At 47.2% G+C, this 17879-nt stretch carries 16 protein-coding genes and 1 pseudogene; 11 read left to right on the top strand and 6 right to left on the bottom strand.

The genetic code is table 11. From position 1 onward, the window contains the following. Nucleotides 1-25: 25 nt before the first annotated feature. The 7 genes from mlaD (at nt 26) to IT291_07345 (ending at nt 5506) form a co-directional block, all read left to right on the top strand. Nucleotides 26-475 (top strand): outer membrane lipid asymmetry maintenance protein MlaD, encoded by a 450-nt coding sequence (mlaD, locus tag IT291_07375; GenBank protein MCC6221042.1) that lies wholly within the window; start codon nt 26-28, stop codon nt 473-475. A 2-nt stretch (nt 476-477) separates the two neighbouring features. Beyond that, nucleotides 478-1071, top strand: a complete 594-nt coding sequence (locus IT291_07370; GenBank protein MCC6221041.1) for an ABC transporter substrate-binding protein — start codon at nt 478-480, stop codon at nt 1069-1071. Nucleotides 1072-1135: 64 nt separating this feature from the next. After that, nucleotides 1136-2371 (top strand): hypothetical protein, encoded by a 1236-nt coding sequence (locus IT291_07365; protein MCC6221040.1) that lies wholly within the window; start codon nt 1136-1138, stop codon nt 2369-2371. Continuing rightward, nucleotides 2358-4034 (top strand): AAA family ATPase, encoded by a 1677-nt coding sequence (locus IT291_07360; GenBank protein MCC6221039.1) that lies wholly within the window; start codon nt 2358-2360, stop codon nt 4032-4034. Before IT291_07365 ends, IT291_07360 begins: the two co-directional genes overlap by 14 nt. Nucleotides 4035-4046: 12 nt before the next feature. Next, a complete protein-coding gene (locus IT291_07355) occupies nt 4047-4688 on the top strand; it encodes a hypothetical protein (GenBank protein MCC6221038.1) in 642 nt (213 codons plus the stop codon). Nucleotides 4689-4928: 240 nt separating this feature from the next. Further along, nucleotides 4929-5222 carry a type II toxin-antitoxin system ParD family antitoxin gene (locus IT291_07350; protein MCC6221037.1) on the top strand — a complete coding sequence of 98 codons (294 nt, stop codon included), beginning with the start codon at nt 4929-4931 and terminating at the stop codon, nt 5220-5222. Then, nucleotides 5219-5506, top strand: coding sequence for a type II toxin-antitoxin system RelE/ParE family toxin (locus IT291_07345; protein ID MCC6221036.1), 288 nt, complete (start codon nt 5219-5221; stop codon nt 5504-5506). Before IT291_07350 ends, IT291_07345 begins: the two co-directional genes overlap by 4 nt. Before the next feature lie 55 nt (nt 5507-5561). Here IT291_07345 and IT291_07340 read toward each other — a convergent pair whose 3' ends face one another. Both IT291_07340 and IT291_07335 read right to left on the bottom strand, forming a co-directional pair. Then, nucleotides 5562-5933: a response regulator gene (locus IT291_07340; protein ID MCC6221035.1), complete on the bottom strand. Its 372-nt coding sequence runs from the start codon at nt 5931-5933 to the stop codon at nt 5562-5564. Beyond that, nucleotides 5933-7495, bottom strand: coding sequence for a PAS domain-containing sensor histidine kinase (locus IT291_07335; protein ID MCC6221034.1), 1563 nt, complete (start codon nt 7493-7495; stop codon nt 5933-5935). The genes IT291_07340 and IT291_07335 overlap by 1 nt, the downstream gene beginning before the upstream one ends. Before the next feature lie 426 nt (nt 7496-7921). On the opposite strand from IT291_07335, the gene IT291_07330 reads away from it, so the two are divergent. The 4 genes and pseudogenes from IT291_07330 to IT291_07315 all read left to right on the top strand — a co-directional run bounded on the left by IT291_07330 (nt 7922) and on the right by IT291_07315 (nt 14532). Then, a complete protein-coding gene (locus IT291_07330; protein MCC6221033.1) occupies nt 7922-10207 on the top strand; it encodes a hypothetical protein in 2286 nt (761 codons plus the stop codon). 3 nt (nt 10208-10210) lie between these two features. Further along, nucleotides 10211-11437: pseudogene (locus IT291_07325) on the top strand (glycosyltransferase). Nucleotides 11438-13177: 1740 nt separating this feature from the next. Then, nucleotides 13178-13933, top strand: coding sequence for an endonuclease/exonuclease/phosphatase family protein (locus IT291_07320; protein MCC6221032.1), 756 nt, complete (start codon nt 13178-13180; stop codon nt 13931-13933). Nucleotides 13934-14028: 95 nt separating this feature from the next. Continuing rightward, nucleotides 14029-14532, top strand: a complete 504-nt coding sequence (locus IT291_07315) for a DUF3617 family protein (GenBank protein MCC6221031.1) — start codon at nt 14029-14031, stop codon at nt 14530-14532. Between the two features lies 1 nt (nt 14533). Here IT291_07315 and IT291_07310 read toward each other — a convergent pair whose 3' ends face one another. From IT291_07310 to IT291_07295, 4 genes are read right to left on the bottom strand one after another with little or no spacing between them, the layout of a single operon-like run. Beyond that, a complete protein-coding gene (locus IT291_07310; protein ID MCC6221030.1) occupies nt 14534-15238 on the bottom strand; it encodes an ABC transporter ATP-binding protein in 705 nt (234 codons plus the stop codon). Between the two features lie 4 nt (nt 15239-15242). Next, nucleotides 15243-16001 (bottom strand): ABC transporter ATP-binding protein, encoded by a 759-nt coding sequence (locus tag IT291_07305; GenBank protein MCC6221029.1) that lies wholly within the window; start codon nt 15999-16001, stop codon nt 15243-15245. Between the two features lie 7 nt (nt 16002-16008). Then, the gene (locus IT291_07300; protein ID MCC6221028.1) at nt 16009-16989 is read right to left on the bottom strand and encodes a branched-chain amino acid ABC transporter permease; all 981 of its coding nucleotides are present in this window, start codon (nt 16987-16989) and stop codon (nt 16009-16011) included. Continuing rightward, nucleotides 16986-17873, bottom strand: a complete 888-nt coding sequence (locus IT291_07295) for a branched-chain amino acid ABC transporter permease (GenBank protein ID MCC6221027.1) — start codon at nt 17871-17873, stop codon at nt 16986-16988. The genes IT291_07300 and IT291_07295 overlap by 4 nt, the downstream gene beginning before the upstream one ends. Nucleotides 17874-17879 lie beyond the last annotated feature (6 nt).

Below are 17879 nucleotides of genomic sequence, written 5' to 3'. Positions count from 1 at the left end.
GAGCGAAAAGAGCGATAGCGAATTTATTGTACCAAAGCGCACATTTACTGTTGAGCTTTATGTTGGGCTTTTTGCAATAGTGGGGTTAGCCTGTTTTGGTTACTTGGCAATTAACATTGCTGGAATGGAGTTTCTTGATCGAGGACACTATCTGGTAAGTGCGGAATTCGACAACATTTCAGGTCTGGAACCAGGTGCTCAGGTAGAAATTGCTGGCGTTCCTATAGGCCAAGTGAGCAGTATCGAGCTAAAAAACACGTCTGCTCTTGTGGAAATGCGCATTAAAGAAGGCGTTAAGCTGCGCGATGACGATATAGCGGCTATACGCACCAAGGGAATCATTGGTGAGAAGTATGTTAAAATTACTGCTGGGGGTTCGGAGGAAGTTATTCGACCAGGAGATCAGATAGTCGACACAGAGTCTGTTGTCGAAATGGAAGACATAATTGGAAAGTTCATTCACAAATTGGAGTGAGAGTGTTTAATCGTTGGATAACTGCATTTTTGCTTGTTGGGGTATTGGCACTTCTGCCTCTGTCTGTAGTTTTGGCTGCAGAGGTGCCCACGAAGATAGTGCGCGAAACTATTGAAAAAGTACGTGCGGAAGTACTGTCTACTAAAGGCAAGGTTTCTGATAGCGAACTCGATAAACAACTGCGCGAGATAATACTTCCAGTATTTGATTTTGAGGAAATGTCTCGACGTTCTATAGGGAGCCACTGGGCAAAGGGCACTGTTGAAGAGAGGAGAGAGTTTGTATCTTTGTTTAGCGAGCTGCTTTCAAATACTTATCTCAATAGGATTAAGGATGTCGACCGCAGTGAAGTTAAGTATCTAGATGAAAAGACCAATGGGAAACAGGCATTAGTAAAGACAATGGTGAGAATAGATGATAACGAGGTGCCAATTTACTATAGAATGCGTCGAAACCAGGATGTCTGGCGTGTATATGACGTGGTGATTGAGAATATTAGTCTAGTTAGCAATTATCGCAACGAGTTTTCAGGAGTTATTCGAAAGGATCAATTTTCTGGCCTGCTTGCAAAACTCCGAGAAAAAAGTGCCGAATAGGTTTAATGGTTTAACAAGAAAGGCCATTTATAAATGGCTAGTTTGCACAACAAAGGGGTAAGCTATGCTCGGAAATAAAAGCTGTATTATGCAACGATTCGCCTTTGTTTTCTATTTAGCTATCCTGCTGTTGTTGCTCTTTAGCGTTGCCTGCGCCAAGAGAGTTGGCCAAGCCAATTTGCGCTCGGAGATGCAAGATGTTTATCAGGCTGTGTTGAGGCTTTATAGTTACGTATGGTCGCCGGAGGAGTTTAGCAAGGAAGAAAATCGGGACTCAATTCTAGGATTGCTAGAGCGGCTAGATGAAGATTTCCATCGCGCAGAAAGAGTTACTCCTGTCGAAATGTTCGAACCGGGTTTCCGCATAAGCTTGGAAATTCAGCAAGAAATGCTGCTGGATATTCGCAAGAGATTTGCCGCTGGTGCAAAGGATTATGCAGCCTGGCAGCTCAGAGCCTTGACTACAAATTGCACCGCCTGTCATTCGCGCTATGAAGTTTCCTTAGATTTTTTTGGAAAGGTTCCGCTGTCGAAGGGGGATACTTTTAGCGAAAAACTCGCATACGGCGAATTTTTGCTGGCGTCTAGGCAGTTCGACAGCGCTAGCGAGAACTTGCTCGCTCTGGCAAAAGAAGTAAGCCTGACCACTGCGATTGAGGAAGATATGCTTACGGCGTTAAAACTTTGGATTTTAGTCCAAGTAAGGGTTAAAAACAGGCCGGATGAGGCAGCTAAAGAGTTAAAATCCTTTTTAGTGTCCACGCGTGTTGAGGAGAGGAGCAAGGAAGTCATTAATTCTTGGGTAAAAACATTGATGGACTTGTCCAAGCATGAACATTTTGGGCGCGAACATCCTAAGACTGATGAACTTGCTAGAGCGGCCGAGCTTTTGAGATCGGTGCAGATTGACGATCCGTCGTTAATTAGAGATGAGCTAAATCTCGTCTCTACTCTTAAAGCTAGCTCTATTTTGCACAAGTACTTGCAGGGCGATATCCCACCGAAGGCACGTCGCCGCTCTACCTATTTATTGGCCTTGGCATATTCGCACATACCGATATTTTCTTTTGATGCAATGGGGCGTTTATATTTGGAACAAACCATACGCGAATTTCCAGAGAGTCCGGAAGCAAGACTTGCCTATGGGCTTTATGAGGATTGCGTCATAAATATGAATACCGGAAGTGGCGGCTTGCACTTGGACGAGGAGGAGAAAAAGAAACTAGAATTGCTACGGCGCAAGGCTTTTGGGGCAGCCGAACTCGTCATGCCGGATACGTTGCCAGATGCGACAGACTGACTTGTCAGGGCTAGCGGATAGCTTTTTGCGAGGTATAGGTTATCCGAACTTTCTTGGGGCTAGTTTTTGCGACCATCGCATAGTTGAAACTCACATCTCGGTGGTTATTATCGGTCGCGAGCTTGTCCTCAAGTTTAAAAAGCCCATACTGCTAGATTTTCTCGATTATTCGACACTAAAAAAACGCTGGCAAGCAGCATGTAACGAAGTAGCTTTAAATCGCAGATTAAGCGATGGAGTATATCTTGGGCTTTGGCCCATTTTAGCGATCAATAAAGAGTTCAGCGAAACGGACGTAGTTACGACTGACGTTTCTGATTCGACACCCGCTGGTTTGTTGGAAGTTGCCGTAGTCATGCGTACGCTCGCTATGGATTCTATGTTAAGTGAGATTATCAGAGGCGATAGATTATCCATCGATTTGCATATAGACCCACTTGCAAAGAAGCTAGCATCGTTTCACCGTTTAGAGATGAGCAAGAAAAGAGAAGTCGTTCGCGTCTTTGGAAGAGCTACTATAGATATAATATCGAAAGAGTCTTGCGATAATATTAAATCATTGGAGGCAGAAAACTCTAAACAGTTATTATCTACTGGCGCCAAAGGGGCGCTTGAGCGAGTAAAGACTTATGCTGATTCTTTTTTAGGAGCTTCGAGTGCAGAGGAGAAGTTTGCAAAGCGCGATCGCCTTGGTTACGTTGTAGATGGCCATGGAGATTTGAGGACTGAACACATATCGTTTAGGGCTGGTAGTGTTAATATAATAGATTGCATAGAGTTTAGCGAATCGCTGAGGATGGTGGATGTTTTAAGCGATATAGCTTTCTTGTGCATGGATCTGGATTTTTTGCAGCGTTCGGATGTGGCTGTTGAATTTCTCAATCGTTACAAGAGATATTTTGGAAGAGATTGTGAATTATCGCTTTTTACTTTTTATTCAGTCTATAGAGCGATGGTGCGCGCCAAAGTCGAGATTTTAAAATACATTCAAGTTGTGAATGGTGCAGCGAGTAATCTATCAGATTGCCTTGCCTTTGAAGCTAAGAACTGCCTGGCTAGAGCGGAGAGATATTTAGCTTTGGCATCTAGGTATGTATTGGAGATTCGCAGGCCATTTCTGATAGCGACTGCAGGGGTAATGGGTGTAGGTAAATCCACTTTAGCTAATTACATTGGCGCAATGTCTGGAGCGCAAGTGCTTGCAAGCGACAAAGTAAGAAAGGAGTTGTTTCCACCGGCGCTAGACGATAAATCACTGCCTTTTAGGTCTGGCAAATATAGTGAGAGTGCCACTGAGGCTACATATAAAGCAATATTTAAGTGCGCTGAGAGATGTTTGTTTTATGGCAACCCTGTGGTTTTAGATGCGGCCTTTTCGCAAAAGCGATATCGAAAAGATCTTAGGGAACTAGCGCGAAAATACCAAGTCCCCGGATTAATTGCCAATTGTTCCCTTGACTATGATAAATTACGGGATAGGCTTAAAATGCGAGAAACAGACAGTCGCTCGTTGTCAGATGGTAGAGTGGAGTTATTGGACAAACACATAGAGTCGTTTGAGCCACTCGATTCGAATGAGGGGCTTGTTGTCGTTGAGGTTGATACTGAGGCGAGTTTAGAAAGTCAGTTCGGAAGAGTCTTGAGTGCATTGAAAGACACATAAGGATAAAAAATTATGTCAGCTTCAGATCGCGATAATAATGCTAAAGATGATTATTCTCGTGAACATGCCAGTATTGATGAGCTGGGTAGGCCAATTGAGCCTAAAGAGCCGGAGGGCGATAAACGCATTGATAAATGCCCGGATTCGCATAAGCACGTATTTTTGAATCGCCACTGGAGGTCTCAGACAGTTTGGATTGTCGCGTACCTTATATGTTGTTTCTTCGCGATAGTTTTATCGCAGAGCATGCCTGGGTTAGATCTCGCTTTTGATATCGACATTCTTGGCAACGCTTACTTAGTTGAGATGCCGTTACTTGGCATTGTGCCGCCCATATTGCTTGCACGACCGTTTTTCCTAATTTACGACGAGTTTGCCGAACTTGCCTGTCATCATCTGCGCGTTGCTTCTGGTCTATGTTCGTTGAGAAAAATAGAATATCGCATCGCGTACGAGGATATGGTGCGAGTTTCTGTCGAGCAGACTTTGCTCGCGCGCATTCTTAAGATTGGAACTTTGTGCATAGGTACAGCTGTGCGCGATCACTCGGAAATCAAGATAGAAGGCCTAGCAAACCCGCAGTACTATGCGTCACTCATAACTGGGCACATCGACGAGGCGAGAATAAGCCTAAAGAGCGTACATCGGGAATAATTATTTTTGTCGTTATCCGATTCGTGTTCACTCTTGCCAACAACAATCAACTACTAGCAGAGGTCACAAAAAACAAAAAAACTACTTTTGCGGCATTCGGATAAAAAAAACTGGATCCTAGTTATAACTTGGTGGAACTTTGAGTAAGGAAGCCCTGGGAGGCCTAATAGCAAATATTGCTATTTTCTAGCAATTTATGCTATATTATCTATTGTAACGTGCAAATACGAGGGCGCTACTATGAATATATCTCTAACTCCTGAACTACGGGACTTTATCAGCAAGAAGCTGGAGAGCGGCATGTACCACTCCGTTAGCGAGGTAATCAGAGAGGGGTTGCGCCTTCTAAAGGAGCAGGACGAGTTGAAACAAATTCGTTTGCGCGATCTTCGTCATGAAGTGGCAGTTGGTCTCGAGTCTTTGGACAATGGAGAGGGCGAAGAGTACGACGAGGAGTCGCTGAAGGAGCTTTTTGCAAAAATTAAGGCCGATGGCCGTAAACAATTGGTGCTGAGAAAAAATCAAGCAAAATGACGAAGCTCGTAATCGCTAAGCACGCACGTAGCGACCTTGACGAAATCTGGTTCTATATTGCACAAGACAGTATCGATGCGGCTGATAGCGTAATCAGTCGACTGCTTGATAAGTTCACACTATTGGCATCTCAACCGCTAATTGGGCGGGAGCGCCCGGAAATTGCTGCGGGCATAAGAAGTTTTGCCGTTAACGCTTATGTCGTCTTTTATCGATATGCTGATGGCGCGGTTGAAATTGCTAGGGTCATCCATGGTGCCCGGGACATAGAAAGAGTTATTTAATCCATGGGACATTTGGCAAGATGCATTTTGAGTTGGAGGTTGGGGATGTTCGATGCTAGAGAGCCGAGAGATATTTGTGGATTTTTTCTAGCATTTCGTCGAGGGAGAAGTAAGATTTTACAAGGTATTCTTGGGCGTTTAATTCTTCGGCTCTTTTTACGTAGTTAGTTTCATTTATCGCAGTTAGCAGGATTACTGGAATTTGCTGGTATGTGGGGTTAGCGCGAATTGTTTCCAGGAAAGTAAATCCATCCATTTCTGGCATGGAAATGTCTAGGAGTATTAAATCAGGCACATCTTGCAGCATTTGTTCCAGCGCAACCCTTCCATTTGTTGCACAGGATACGCTAAAGCCCTCGCGTTTGAGCGTGGCCGCAATTGGTTTTAAAAATATGTCCATGTCGTCTACGACCATTATTTTATGCATTATAGTGACATCTCCAGCTTGTCCGTCTTTTCTTTGTTACTCAGCGGTTCAGCTAAGTCCTGTCGCAGGTAAATAGTTATCTCGGTACCTGCGCCGACTGCGGATTTTGCAAATATCTTGCCACCATGCGTAGAGGCTATTCCCTTGCAGATTGAGAGTCCAAGTCCACTTCCCCTAATGTAGTTGTCTCCAACTACGCCGGAGTTTAGCGCAAACTCTTCTCCTAGTTTGTCTGCGATGACAGGCGATATTCCACATCCAGTATCGGCGATCCTTAGAATTATCCAGCTGGCGCGCTCCTCGCAGGCGCTGTTGAGGCTTATAGTAATAGATCCAGAGGAAGTGTGCTTGTGGGCATTGTTTAATAGATTAATCAAAAGTCTGTATAAGGCGTTTTCATCGCCAGACATTGTTAGGGCAGGATCCTTAATATCGAGTATCAACTTCACTTTGTCTTCGTCGACTAACGCGCCAATAGCGCATATGGCTTTCTCGCAAATTTCTGCTAAACGAACTTCGCCCCAAGTCCACTTTGCTGTTCCGCTGTTTAGTCGAGCAACTTCGAGCAGATCGTTTACTACCTGCCCCATGTTTAGAATCTCTTTGTGTATCGATCTTACGAAGGGAAGGGCTTCCGAGCTAAATTGATCCTGAATCATTATCAAATATTCGCTCGCTGCACGTATGCCTGCCAAGGGCGTGCGCAGTTCGTGGCCAACTACTCCGAATATTTTCTCTAGCGATGAAAGCGTTTTTTGTAGCGTCTTTCTCTGATCTTCAAGCTCAGAGGCTCGTTTTTGTTCAGTAATGTCGTCGATTACTACCAGTGTCTGAATGTTCATTTCCAGCCGTGCCATAGATGACAATGGGTCATGTCGTTTTTCCTTGTCGATGCGAAAGGGCACGATAGATACGCTTAAGATTAGGTTGGTGGCTTCTCCGCAAATCGTCGGGTGTGTAAGCTCAATGCTGCGAATTTCCTTGGATTCGGCAATACTATTTGTAAGTGCGTAGAGGAGTTGAAGCGATGAAAATATGCTTTGAAAACTCCTGCCTTTAAGATTTACGCCTTTTACGAGATTAAAGAAACTCGGGTTGTGAAAGAGAACCTGCATCTTGTCATCGAGTGCAACTAGCGATGTTGGAACTGAGTTTACAACGCTGTCATTAAGAGAGCGAGATACATCTAATGCCGTCAGAATGTCTTGTATTTCGCGAATATTTCTAGCGTATAGAATAAGAGCTACAAGGCTGCCTGTCTCATCAATAATGGGCGCGCCGGTTAGGGAAACCGGTATTTTTTTGCCAGCATTTGAAAGATAGTTAGTAAATAGGCCGTTCACCGAGCCCTTTTCTATTAGGTGCGCAAGGCTTGTTCCTTGGAAGAGCTCTAATGGAGCGACATCTGTAAAATGTCTTCCTTGTAGCTCGTTTGCATCGTATTCTAGTAGTTTGTATGCAGCTGGATTTGCATATAATATGACGCCGTCTAGCGAGACGAGTATGATGCAGTCAGGCGACAGACCTATTATTTTCCCTATATATTCCTCAAACGGAAACATGTGACTTAATATTATCTTCTTCTATAAATACAGTGCTACTCAGTGGTATCTGCTTTTGGCGTTCGACTCTATTGCCTCGCGTTTTAGAGTTTGGATTTTTGTGCAAAACTCGTATCCCTTATCTCTGTTTCGACATAGAGCACTATTTACTTGATATATATGCAGTTTGCGTGAGGAGCGCAGAGGGCAATGGTCAATATTGGCAGTGGTCGAAGTCTTTGATATTGTTTAGTATTTATACCATTTACAAAAAGGATTTTTGTAAATGGTATAAACAGCAAGTGCGTAAGCACTTGCCAATAAACAACATATACCGTTTCCAAAAAGTAAGTTAAATATTTTACTTTTTGGAAACGGTATATGCCTAGGCGCTAAGTGGTTTTTCTTGCTCGGCAAACGTTAGTCTAAAAAAATTATTATAAAGATATGTGGCTAAAATGGTTACCATGGCGATATGTGGTTAAGAGGATAGCTCGTGCTCGTGGTTTTATCGATCCGATTGCAGTATTAGGCCAATTGCACAGGTTTCAGCAGCCGTCTGAGGTTGCTGAACCTCTCGAATTATTGCGAGCTGGAGTTGTGTTTCATGCTCGCGGCTTAATAAACACCAAAGTAATTCAGCACAATCTCGATTGGGTATGGCCCTACTGGGTGGAGCGACAGTTCGATCCGCATGACGAGTCGTTTATACCCAGAGCCTTTTCGATTACACATGTAAATCTGAGCCATCGCAATTGGACGGCCGTTGGCTTGCCAAATGGTTTGGAACTTCCGGTCATAGACCCGCGGGGTTTAGTCATGCCATTTTGGGATAGTTGGACGATTGACGCATGGGTAATTGCTGATAATGGTTCGGAGCTAATCCCTTCGAGACTTGAGCAGGTCAATCAAAAGCTACTTATTTCAGGAGGTGTTGCTGTAACTACCTCTAGTTCATTAGATGGGCTTAGGTTGGATGTGCTTGTAAATGTAATGGTCATCCAGGAAGTTACGCATTGTGTCATGGAGATTCGCGCACTTAGCGACACTTCTGCTAATCTAGTTATCTCGGTGCGTCCATATAATCCCGAGGGAATAAGTTTTGTCCACGATATTTTATTGCGTGAAGATTTGCAGGAGTGGCTCATTAACGGTGATGGAAAAGTGGTTTTTGACACTAGGCCGGATAGCTATCTATTGTCCGATTATTTAGCCGGAGATGTGTACTATCGTCTGCATGATAAGCGTTCAGGTAGCGATACTAAAGATTCCATTAAGTGCGAGGTTGGTATGGCTACTGGAGCGGCGCTATTTTCGTTAGAGGAATCGAAGTTACGCACCGTGAATGTAATGGTTCCGCTTGAACCCGCGAGAATGAGTTTGTCAAAGGCCAATGGAGGTCTTGCTAAAGTTGAGGATGCCTTATGGGAGGAAAGATTAAACCGCTGTGCGGGAATGAGTGTTCCCGATGAGTTGTTTAACTATCTCTACGATTGCGCGGTGAGGACTCTTATTCTCCATGCCCCCGGGGATGTATATCCTGGCCCCTATACATATAGGAGGTTTTGGTTTCGAGATGCTGTTTTCATTCTTAACGCCATGATGGCAATAGGATTGCTGGACGAAGCGCGGCGCGTAATAGATTCGTTTCCGGCCAGACAGAGCAGGGATGGGTATTTTGTATCGCAGGCGGGTGAGTGGGATTCAAATGGCCAGGTGCTATGGATAATGCATAGATATTTGGAGCTGTCCAAACATCCATTGAATGGCAATTGGGTCGATTCGATTGCACAGGGGGCACGCTGGATCGAGCGAAAACGCTTAAGGAGGTTAAAAAATGTGCCACATGCAGGGCTGTTGCCGGCTGGATTCAGTGCGGAACATTTGGGCCCCAATGATTATTACTATTGGGATAATTTTTGGTCAGTTGCAGGTTTGCGCCGTTCGTCTGTGATGCTTGAAAGTGTTGGTATGGACAAGCTGTCAATGGCTACGAGAGCTGAGGCAGATTTGCTGATGGAGGCCATAGAAGAGAGCTTCCGCTGGCTTAAAGTCGATCCTCAGCAGAGTGGCATTCCAGCATCGCCACACAGGCGAATGGATGCTGGCGCTATAGGTTCAATAGTAGTTGGATACCCCCTGGAACTTTGGCCAGCAAAAGATAGTCGGTTACTCGCAACGGCAAATAGCTTAATGGAAAGGAGCTTTGTTCGAGGGGCTTTTTTTCAAGACATGATTCACTCTGGCCTAAATGCGTATCTAACACTTCACGTGGCGCAAGTGTTGCTGAGGGCCGGAGATAGTCGCTTTTTTGAGCTAGTCGAGAATGTTGCGCGTTTGGCGTCACCGACGGGACAATGGCCAGAGGCAATACATCCGAGAACTTTGGGCGGATGTATGGGTGATGGGCAGCATGCATGGGCGGCGGCGGAATGGATACTGATGCTGAAAAACTGTTTTGTGCGCGAGGAAGGCGACCGCCTTATACTATGTAGCGGTTTGCCAAGGAAGTGGCTTCTATCCGAAGGAGAGTTGTTTTTTGGTCCGACGCAGACTAAGTTTGGAACAATTGAGGTTCGTGTGATAAATGCAGGCATGTCTCTTAGAGTGTCCTGGAAAGCGAAGTGGCAGACTGAGCCGAACGAGATAATTGTTTGCATTGCTGGCGAGGAACCAATAACACTTTTAGGTAGTTCAAACGGTGTAGAGTTAAGCGTAAGTAACATCAACTGATAGATGAATATATTGATGCTTACAAATACTTATTTGCCACACGTCGGTGGGGTGGCAAGATCGGTGAGCCAATTTGCGGACTCCTACCGGCGCCTGGGCCATAGGGTGCTGATATTAGCTCCCGAATTTCCAAATCTTCCAGCTGAGGAGAAGGATGTAATTCGCATTCCTGCCATTCAGAATTTTAATGGAAGTGATTTCTCAGTAAAGTTACCCATTTCCGCATCGCTGTATGCCGCAGTGAGTGAATTCGAGCCAGACATTATTCACTCGCATCATCCCTTTCTTTTGGGAGACACAGCTCTTCGGATAGCTGCCGTTCACAGGGTGCCGGTGGTGTTTACTCATCACACCATGTACGAGCACTACACCCATTATATTCCAGGGGACTCCCCGGAGATGAAGGAGTTTGTAATTCAGTTAGCTACTGGATATGCAAATCTCTGCAACCAGGTCATCGTGCCTAGCGAGAGCATCAAAGCGATTTTGTTGAGTCGCGGTGTGATAGTTCCGATCGCAGTCGTTCCGACTGGGGTTGATGTGGAGAGATTTGCGGCTGGCGATGGCAAAAGATTTCGTGCGGGGCGTTTAATACCGCTTGATGCGTTTGTTGTCGGCCATGTTGGAAGATTAGCGCCGGAAAAAAATTTAGTATTCTTGGTTGAAGCGCTAAAGAAGTTTTGTCTTACAAATTCACATGCTCGGTTTCTGCTAGTTGGAGATGGGCCAAGCAAAAAGGAAGCTGAGGCTATATTTAATCGGGCAAGACTTGGGGATAGGTTGTATAGTGTGGGCTCCTTGGAGGGTCAGGATCTAGTTGACAGTTATCACGCGATGGATGTGTTTGTGTTTTCGTCCCTATCTGAAACGCAGGGGATGGTCATTACAGAGGCGATGGCGGCGGGTGTGCCAGTCGTGGCTCTTGATGCGCCAGGAGTACGCGAGATAGTTAGAACTGGGGAAAATGGGTTCTTGTTAGGTGGGCAGGACAGGCAGGCGTTTTGTTCGGCGATTGAGCGCATTGGCGCTAGTAACGTGGATAATCGTTTGTCGTTAAGTGTGGGCGCCAGAGCTACAGCGCAGTCTCTATCTATTGAGCGGTGTGCCGCTAGGGTTTTAGATGTGTATGAGAAGTTATTAACCGAGGGGCCTAAGATAGAGGACATTGATAACAGCGCGTGGTCGGAGGCTCAGAGAAGAATAGAAGTTGAATATGAGCTACTAGAGACAACGCTAAAAGCTTTTAGGCACGCATTCTTTTTTGCAACTCTTTCTCGCTTGAGATGGGTGCGCAAGATCGTTCGCCAAATTCGCAAACTGCGAATACTGTTTAGTCGCGGGGAGTTGATGGTCAAACTGCTAGGGTTGTGGTGCGCTACTAATGCGGACTCGAAGCCAGGGCTAATAATGATTCAAATAGATGGTTTATCGCGCCCGAACTTTGAGAAGGCTTGTGATGCTGGAAAGCTAAGATTTTTGCGACGCCTTGTAAGGAAGCAAGGTTATGAGTTGCGTAGCATATATTCTGGCTTGCCTTCTAGCACGCCGTCCGTTCAGGGCGAGTTGTTTTATAATCAGAAGATGGGAGTTGTTGGTTTTGAGTTTTTCGATAGAGAGTTGGGTCGAATTTTTAAGATGTCAGATCCAGTTAGTGCCGAGATTGTAGAAAAGCGTCTGCGGGAAGCTGGGGATGGGCTTTTGAAGGGAGGGAGTTCGAGCTCTAACATATATTCTGGTGGGGCGGCTGAAGCGCGTTTTTGTCCGGCAGCCTTTGGGTGGGGAAGTGTTTTTGAGCTGGTAAATCCCTGGAAATTGTTGGGCGTAGCTATTTGGCATGGCGTTACTGTGATTAGATGCCTGGCGCTTATGTTTATAGAGGCGGTATTGGCAGTAGTGGATTGCGTTAATGGACTTATAGCAGGCAGGGATTTATTTAAGGAGATTGTTTTTGTTCCGACGAGGGTTGCAATTTGCATCCTGCTTCGCGAGATGGTGACGGCAGGTGCGGTTATGGATGCTTTTCGAGGGTTGCCTGTTATCCATGTTAACTTTTTGGGGTATGACGAACAGGCGCATCGGCGTGGACCGAGTTCTCAATTTGCATATTGGACGCTTAAGGGGATTGATGCATCGATAAAACGTATCTGGCGCGCCGCGCGCCTATCGCCGCGCAGAGACTACGAGGTGTGGATATATTCAGACCATGGGCAGGAAGATACCGTGTCTTATCTTGAGGAGGAAGGTAGAAGTATTGAGGAGGCGGTTAAGAAGTTGTGTGAAGATGTTGTATCGTCAAAGGAGACTTCGAGTAATGCGGTCGGCAGATATCGCGACAGCGTTTTGTTTGGTCGCGCAAGTTGGATAGGTGGCCGCTGGTTGCAGAAGCTGTTGAGAAAGCCCAAGTGGGATTTTAGCGCGGTGGAAGGCGAGAAAGTTGTCGTTACCGCTCTTGGCCCACTAGGCAATATATATTGCAAGCAGAGGTTGTCTCTCGTCGAGAAGAAGGCGATGTCGCAAAGGCTTGTGCGAGAGGCACATGTTCCTTTGGTAATGTTTGTGGTTGGCGACAAAGTGTTAGCAATCAATCAGGCTGGCGAGTACGAACTACCGCGCGATGGCAGTGTAGTGTTCGGAGAGCAGCATCCGTTTCTTTCAGATGTATTGGAGGACATCGTCGAATATTGTAATCATCGCGAAGCGGGCGATTTAGTTATTTCTGGCTGGAGATTAGGTGCTAAGACGGTGTCATTTCCCATAGAGAGTGGTTCGCATGCTGGGCCAGGCCCGGAGGAGACGCACGCATTTGGGATATTCCCGCGAGGAATTGACATTGGAGAGGAGGGTCGAGCGCATTTAAAATTTAGCGATCTATATAAGGAGGCCTATAGGTATTTACATGGAGTGCCAGTCGATGAGGCGACTAGCGATGTGTGGCGAGTGCGCAAGAGAAATAATCGCGTTATTCGAGTAATGACTTATAACGTTCATTCGTGCGTAGGCATGGATGGGAAGCTTTCGCCTGCTAGGATTGCTAAGGTTATCGAGAGATTTTCACCGGATATTATAGCGTTACAGGAAATCGATGTCGGGAGAGCTCGTTCTGAACACCTAGATCAGGCTCGGGCAATAGCTAATGAGCTCGAGATGGTATTTCACTTTTCTCCTGCTATGCATGTTAAGGAGGAGCGCTATGGCGATGCGATTTTAAGCAGGTACGCAATGAGTCTTCAGAAGGCAGGCGTATTGCCGCGACAGGTGAAGAGAGCGGATGTAGAACCCAGGGGTGCTTTGTGGGTTGAAGTTGATGTTGGAAATGGAGTTAAGTTGCAGGTAATCAATACCCATATGGGGTTGGAGCGCAAAGAACGGGAGTTGCAGGCGGAAAGTTTACTGGGGAAAGGATGGGTAAAAAACCCAAAATGTATAGGGCCAATCGTAGTATGTGGAGATTTTAATGCCACGCCGCGGTCGAAGGTGTGTAGAATGTTTAAGGAAGTGCTTGTGGATGCGCACAGTGGAGAAGAGGACTCGAGTTCGTTAGAGCGCTATCCGCTGTCGGTTGGCAATGGTTCCAATACCTGGCATGTTCAGTGGCCGGTTTGCCGCATCGATCATATCTTTGTGAGTGAGGGCATTAAGGTAATTGATAGTTTCGTGCCGCACAATGAGCTAACGAGAATTGCCTCAGATCATTTGCCGGTAATAGTAGACATTGAGTTGGTATGAATTGGGCTGTCTCGATCAAACTTATATGTTATATAGTGACTGTGTTTATTTTATTAACCGTTTTTATTAACGCAGTTTTAGAGTTAAGAGTTTTTATGAGGAAAATTGCATTTGCATTGTTTTTGGTTTTGCCCCTTGGTGCTGTTGCTGAAGACTATCCCAGCAGGAAGCCAGGATTGTGGGAGATTGAGACTTCCATGCCGGGTATGCCTGGAGGTGGTAATAAGATGAAGCATTGCATAGATGCTGCAACGGATGCCGCTATGATGAATGCGGGAAAGAGTATGAGCGAGGGGATGGGGTGTACGAAGAACGAATTTGGCAAGCGAGGGGCTAATTTTGTCGCTGAATCGGATTGCAATGCAAATGGCACTCGGATGATTTCAAAGACAGTTTTCTCAGGGGACTTTTCGTCAAATTACAGTGGCGAGATCGTTACCAAATTCGAGCCGCCCATGGCTGGAATGTCTGAGCAAAAGATGACGTTGTCGGCACGTTGGTTAGGAGAGTGTGAGGCGGATCAAAAACCAGGGGATGTTATTATGCCAAACGGCATGAAGTTAAACATGAACTCCATGGGGGCAATGGGTCAGCGATAGGCTAGACTCCCAGGTAGGCCTTTTTTACCTCATCGTTTTCGAGTAGATTGGCGCTGGTGTCGGATAGCACGATTTTCCCCGTTTCCAAAACATAAGCCCGATTTGCGATCCGGAGCGATTTGTTGGCGTTTTGCTCTACCAGTAGCACGGTTATGCCTTGTCGATTTATATCATTGATGATCTTAAAAACCTTTTCTACCATGACCGGAGAGAGACCCATTGACGGCTCGTCAAACAGCAGCAACTGCGGATTAGCCATTAGCCCGCGGCCTATAGCCAGCATCTGCTGCTCTCCGCCGGAGAGAGTGCCGGCAAGCTGCTGACGTCGTTCTGCCAATAAGGGAAAGCGGTCAAACATTTCCTCAAGTCGAGTTCGCACTACCGTTCGGTTCTTGGTCGGAAAGGCTCCGAGCTCCAGATTTTCCAGCACGGTCATTTTCGGAAACACCTTTCGGCCTTCCGGAATCTGAATCACTCCTTGGCGTGCGATTTGCCATGCTGGCAGTTGTTGCAGTTCTCGGTTCTGAAAAAGCACCCGGCCGCCGCGGATTGGCACAACGCCGGAAACTGCGTTGATGAGCGTTGACTTTCCCGCGCCATTTGCTCCTAAAATAGCTACGATCTCGCCGGCGTCTATATGCAGAGACACTCCATGTAGAGCGACGATCTGTCCATAGGATACCGACAGATTTTCCAATTGCAGCAAAGATTCAGGTGCCAAGGTACGCCTCCATAACCCGTGGGTCTTTTTGCACCGTTGCCGGCGTGCCCTCGCAGATTTTTTTGCCGTAATCCAGAACTATTACCCGATCCGAGAGGTTCATCACAACCTCCATCTGGTGTTCGATAATGATTATCGCCACTTCCTGTTGGCGGATGGTCTGAATAAGCGAGACCAAGCCTGCGCTTTCCCTGGGGTTCATGCCGGCCGTCGGCTCGTCTAGCAGTAGCAAAGCCGGATCTGTTGCTAGAGCTCGGGCTATCTCCAATCGTCGTTGGTCGCCGTAGGAGAGGTTTTTAGCTAGCTCATTGCCATGCTCTAACAGTCCGACACGGTCTAGCAGCGCGCGCGCCTGCTCGCGAATTTCGCGTTCCTCTTGCCGAAAGCCAGGAGTGCGTAACAGTGCCCCCGCCAGCTCGGCGCGGGTGCGACAGTGTCGTCCCACCATTACATTTTCAAGTGCTGTCATGTTGGCAAACAGCCGAATGTTTTGGAATGTGCGGGCGATCCCGATTCCCACTACCTTATGCGGCGGAAGATGATTGAGCATCCGGTTGCGGAAAACAATTCTGCCTTCGTCCGGCGCATAGACACCTGTAATCAGGTTAAACAGCGTTGACTTTCCCGCGCCATTAGGTCCTATGAGCCCAAGCACTTCGCATAGCGCAAGTTGCAGACTGACGCCTGAGACGGCTTCCAGTCCGCCGAAGCGCTTGGTGACTTGCTCGATGTTTAGCAGCTCTGCCATGGCCTCATTAATTTTTAGGCGTATGCAACTCCAATAAGCGGCGCCTGGACGGAATTAATCCCTGTGGTCGGAAGATAATTACCACCACCATCACTAAGCCAAATACCAGCATGCGGAAATCCACGAACTGCGTTCCCAAGGTAGAACGCAGGACTTCCGGCATTCCGACCAGGAGCACCACTCCCAGTCCCACACCCGTCAGGTTGCCCATACCGCCCACCACTATCATTGCGACCAAAAAGACCGATTCCCAGAAGGTGAACATCTCGGGCGAGACGAATCCGATCCAGTGCACATATATAGCTCCAGCCAGTGCGCCGAACATGCCGCTTATCACAAAGGCTACGGATTTTACACGTGCCACGTTGATCCCGGATAGTTCTGCCGCTAGCTCGTCTTCGCGGATAGCGACAAAGGCGCGTCCCATACGCGAGTGCTCCAGACGATAACTGATAACCGCTGTAAACGCCACCATGGCGAGAATTAAATAATAGTAATGGATGGTGTCATTAAAAACCACGCCGAGCAGGCTAACCTCGCTCATCTTCTCGCCGACCCGTGGCAGCCCCTTGGGGCCATTGGTGATAGCTACGGCATTATTGGCAACGAGGCGAGTGATCTCGCCGAAAGCGAGTGTTACGATCGCTAGGTAATCGCCGCGCAGTTTTAGAATGGGTCGTCCAAGTAGGTAGCGCAGCAGGCCGCCGGCCAGCGCGCAGATTGGTAGGATTAGCCAGAAAGAGACTCCGCGTATGCTAAGAAGTGCTGCCAAGTAGGCGCCGATGGCATAAAACGCCATGAAACCCAGATCCAACAGGCCGATATAGCCGATGGTGATGTTGAGCCCCAGGCAGAGCAGTGCGTAAATGCCGATAAGGCTTGCTATATAGAGCACGTAAGAGTTGTCTGGACCGAGCAGCAGCGGGAGTATGAGCAGCAGAAAAAAACCAAGGCTAATGGCCGCGACGGGCCAGCGGATCGGCTTCATATTTTTTCCGTTATCTGTTCTCCGAGGAGGCCACCCGGCCGGAAGATTAGCACCACGATTAGCACCAGAAAGGCAATGGCGTCCTTGTATTCTGAGGATATGTATCCAGCTGCAAAGACCTCCAGAATGCCGAGTATGAATCCGCCCAGCATAGCGCCATGGATATTGCCGATCCCGCCCAGCACTGCTGCCGTGAAAGCTTTAATTCCCGGAAAAAAACCCATGTTGTATTTGATGCTGCCGTAATAAAATCCGTTGAGTGCGCCGGCCACTCCGCCCAAACCGCCGCCGATGAAAAAAGTCAGAGCAATAATGGCATTGACATTGATTCCCATCAACTGTGAGACGGTATGGTTCTGGGCAATCGCCTGCATGGCCTTACCCAGTTTGGTTCTGCGCAGAAACAGGTTAAGCAGCAGCATCAGGCCGATGGCCAGGGAGAAGATAAGAATTTGTAGTGAATTGACCGTTGCTCCCCCGAGTTGGAGTTGGGTGACGGTGATTTTTTCCGGATACGGCAGTGATTGGGCGCTGATGCCGAGCATGACGGCATTTTGCAGGAAAATTGAAATGCCGATGGCGCTGATTAGCGGGGCCAGCCGCGGCGCGTGCCTCAGTGGTCGGTAAGCCACGCGTTCGACCAACACCGCGAGCAGGCCGGCGGCCAGGAGTGCAGCCGAAATAACAACAAACAGCAGGGACGCTGAGTTTCCCAGAGCGAGGTGGCTTAAAATGCCGAGGCCGCAATAGGCGCCCACCATGAAAATTTCACTATGGGCAAAGTTTATCATCAGCAATACGCCGTAGACCATTGTATACCCTAGTGCGAACAGCGCATAGATACTGCCAAGAGTCAGGCCATTGGCAAGTTGCTGTAGGAGCATGGGTTT

It is taken from the genome of Deltaproteobacteria bacterium (assembly GCA_020845775.1).
Lineage (GTDB): Bacteria > Bdellovibrionota_C > UBA2361 > SZUA-149 > JADLFC01 > JADLFC01.
This window is presented reverse-complemented; position numbering and strand designations above follow the sequence as displayed.

Bases quoted from the DNA above. Each gene is read 5' to 3' on its own strand.
- IT291_07365 (MCC6221040.1), top strand. From the start codon at position 1,136: ATGCTCGGAAATAAAAGCTGTATTATGCAACGATTCGCCTTTGTTTTC.
- IT291_07360 (MCC6221039.1), top strand. From the start codon at position 2,358: ATGCGACAGACTGACTTGTCAGGGCTAGCGGATAGCTTTTTGCGAGGT.
- IT291_07355 (MCC6221038.1), top strand. From the start codon at position 4,047: ATGTCAGCTTCAGATCGCGATAATAATGCTAAAGATGATTATTCTCGT.
- IT291_07350 (MCC6221037.1), top strand. From the start codon at position 4,929: ATGAATATATCTCTAACTCCTGAACTACGGGACTTTATCAGCAAGAAG.
- IT291_07345 (MCC6221036.1), top strand. From the start codon at position 5,219: ATGACGAAGCTCGTAATCGCTAAGCACGCACGTAGCGACCTTGACGAA.
- IT291_07340 (MCC6221035.1), bottom strand. From the start codon at position 5,933: ATGCATAAAATAATGGTCGTAGACGACATGGACATATTTTTAAAACCA.
- IT291_07335 (MCC6221034.1), bottom strand. From the start codon at position 7,495: ATGTTTCCGTTTGAGGAATATATAGGGAAAATAATAGGTCTGTCGCCT.
- IT291_07330 (MCC6221033.1), top strand. From the start codon at position 7,922: ATGTGGCTAAAATGGTTACCATGGCGATATGTGGTTAAGAGGATAGCT.
- IT291_07320 (MCC6221032.1), top strand. From the start codon at position 13,178: ATGACTTATAACGTTCATTCGTGCGTAGGCATGGATGGGAAGCTTTCG.
- IT291_07315 (MCC6221031.1), top strand. From the start codon at position 14,029: ATGAGGAAAATTGCATTTGCATTGTTTTTGGTTTTGCCCCTTGGTGCT.
- IT291_07305 (MCC6221029.1), bottom strand. From the start codon at position 16,001: ATGGCAGAGCTGCTAAACATCGAGCAAGTCACCAAGCGCTTCGGCGGA.
- IT291_07300 (MCC6221028.1), bottom strand. From the start codon at position 16,989: ATGAAGCCGATCCGCTGGCCCGTCGCGGCCATTAGCCTTGGTTTTTTT.
- IT291_07295 (MCC6221027.1), bottom strand. From the start codon at position 17,873: ATGCTCCTACAGCAACTTGCCAATGGCCTGACTCTTGGCAGTATCTAT.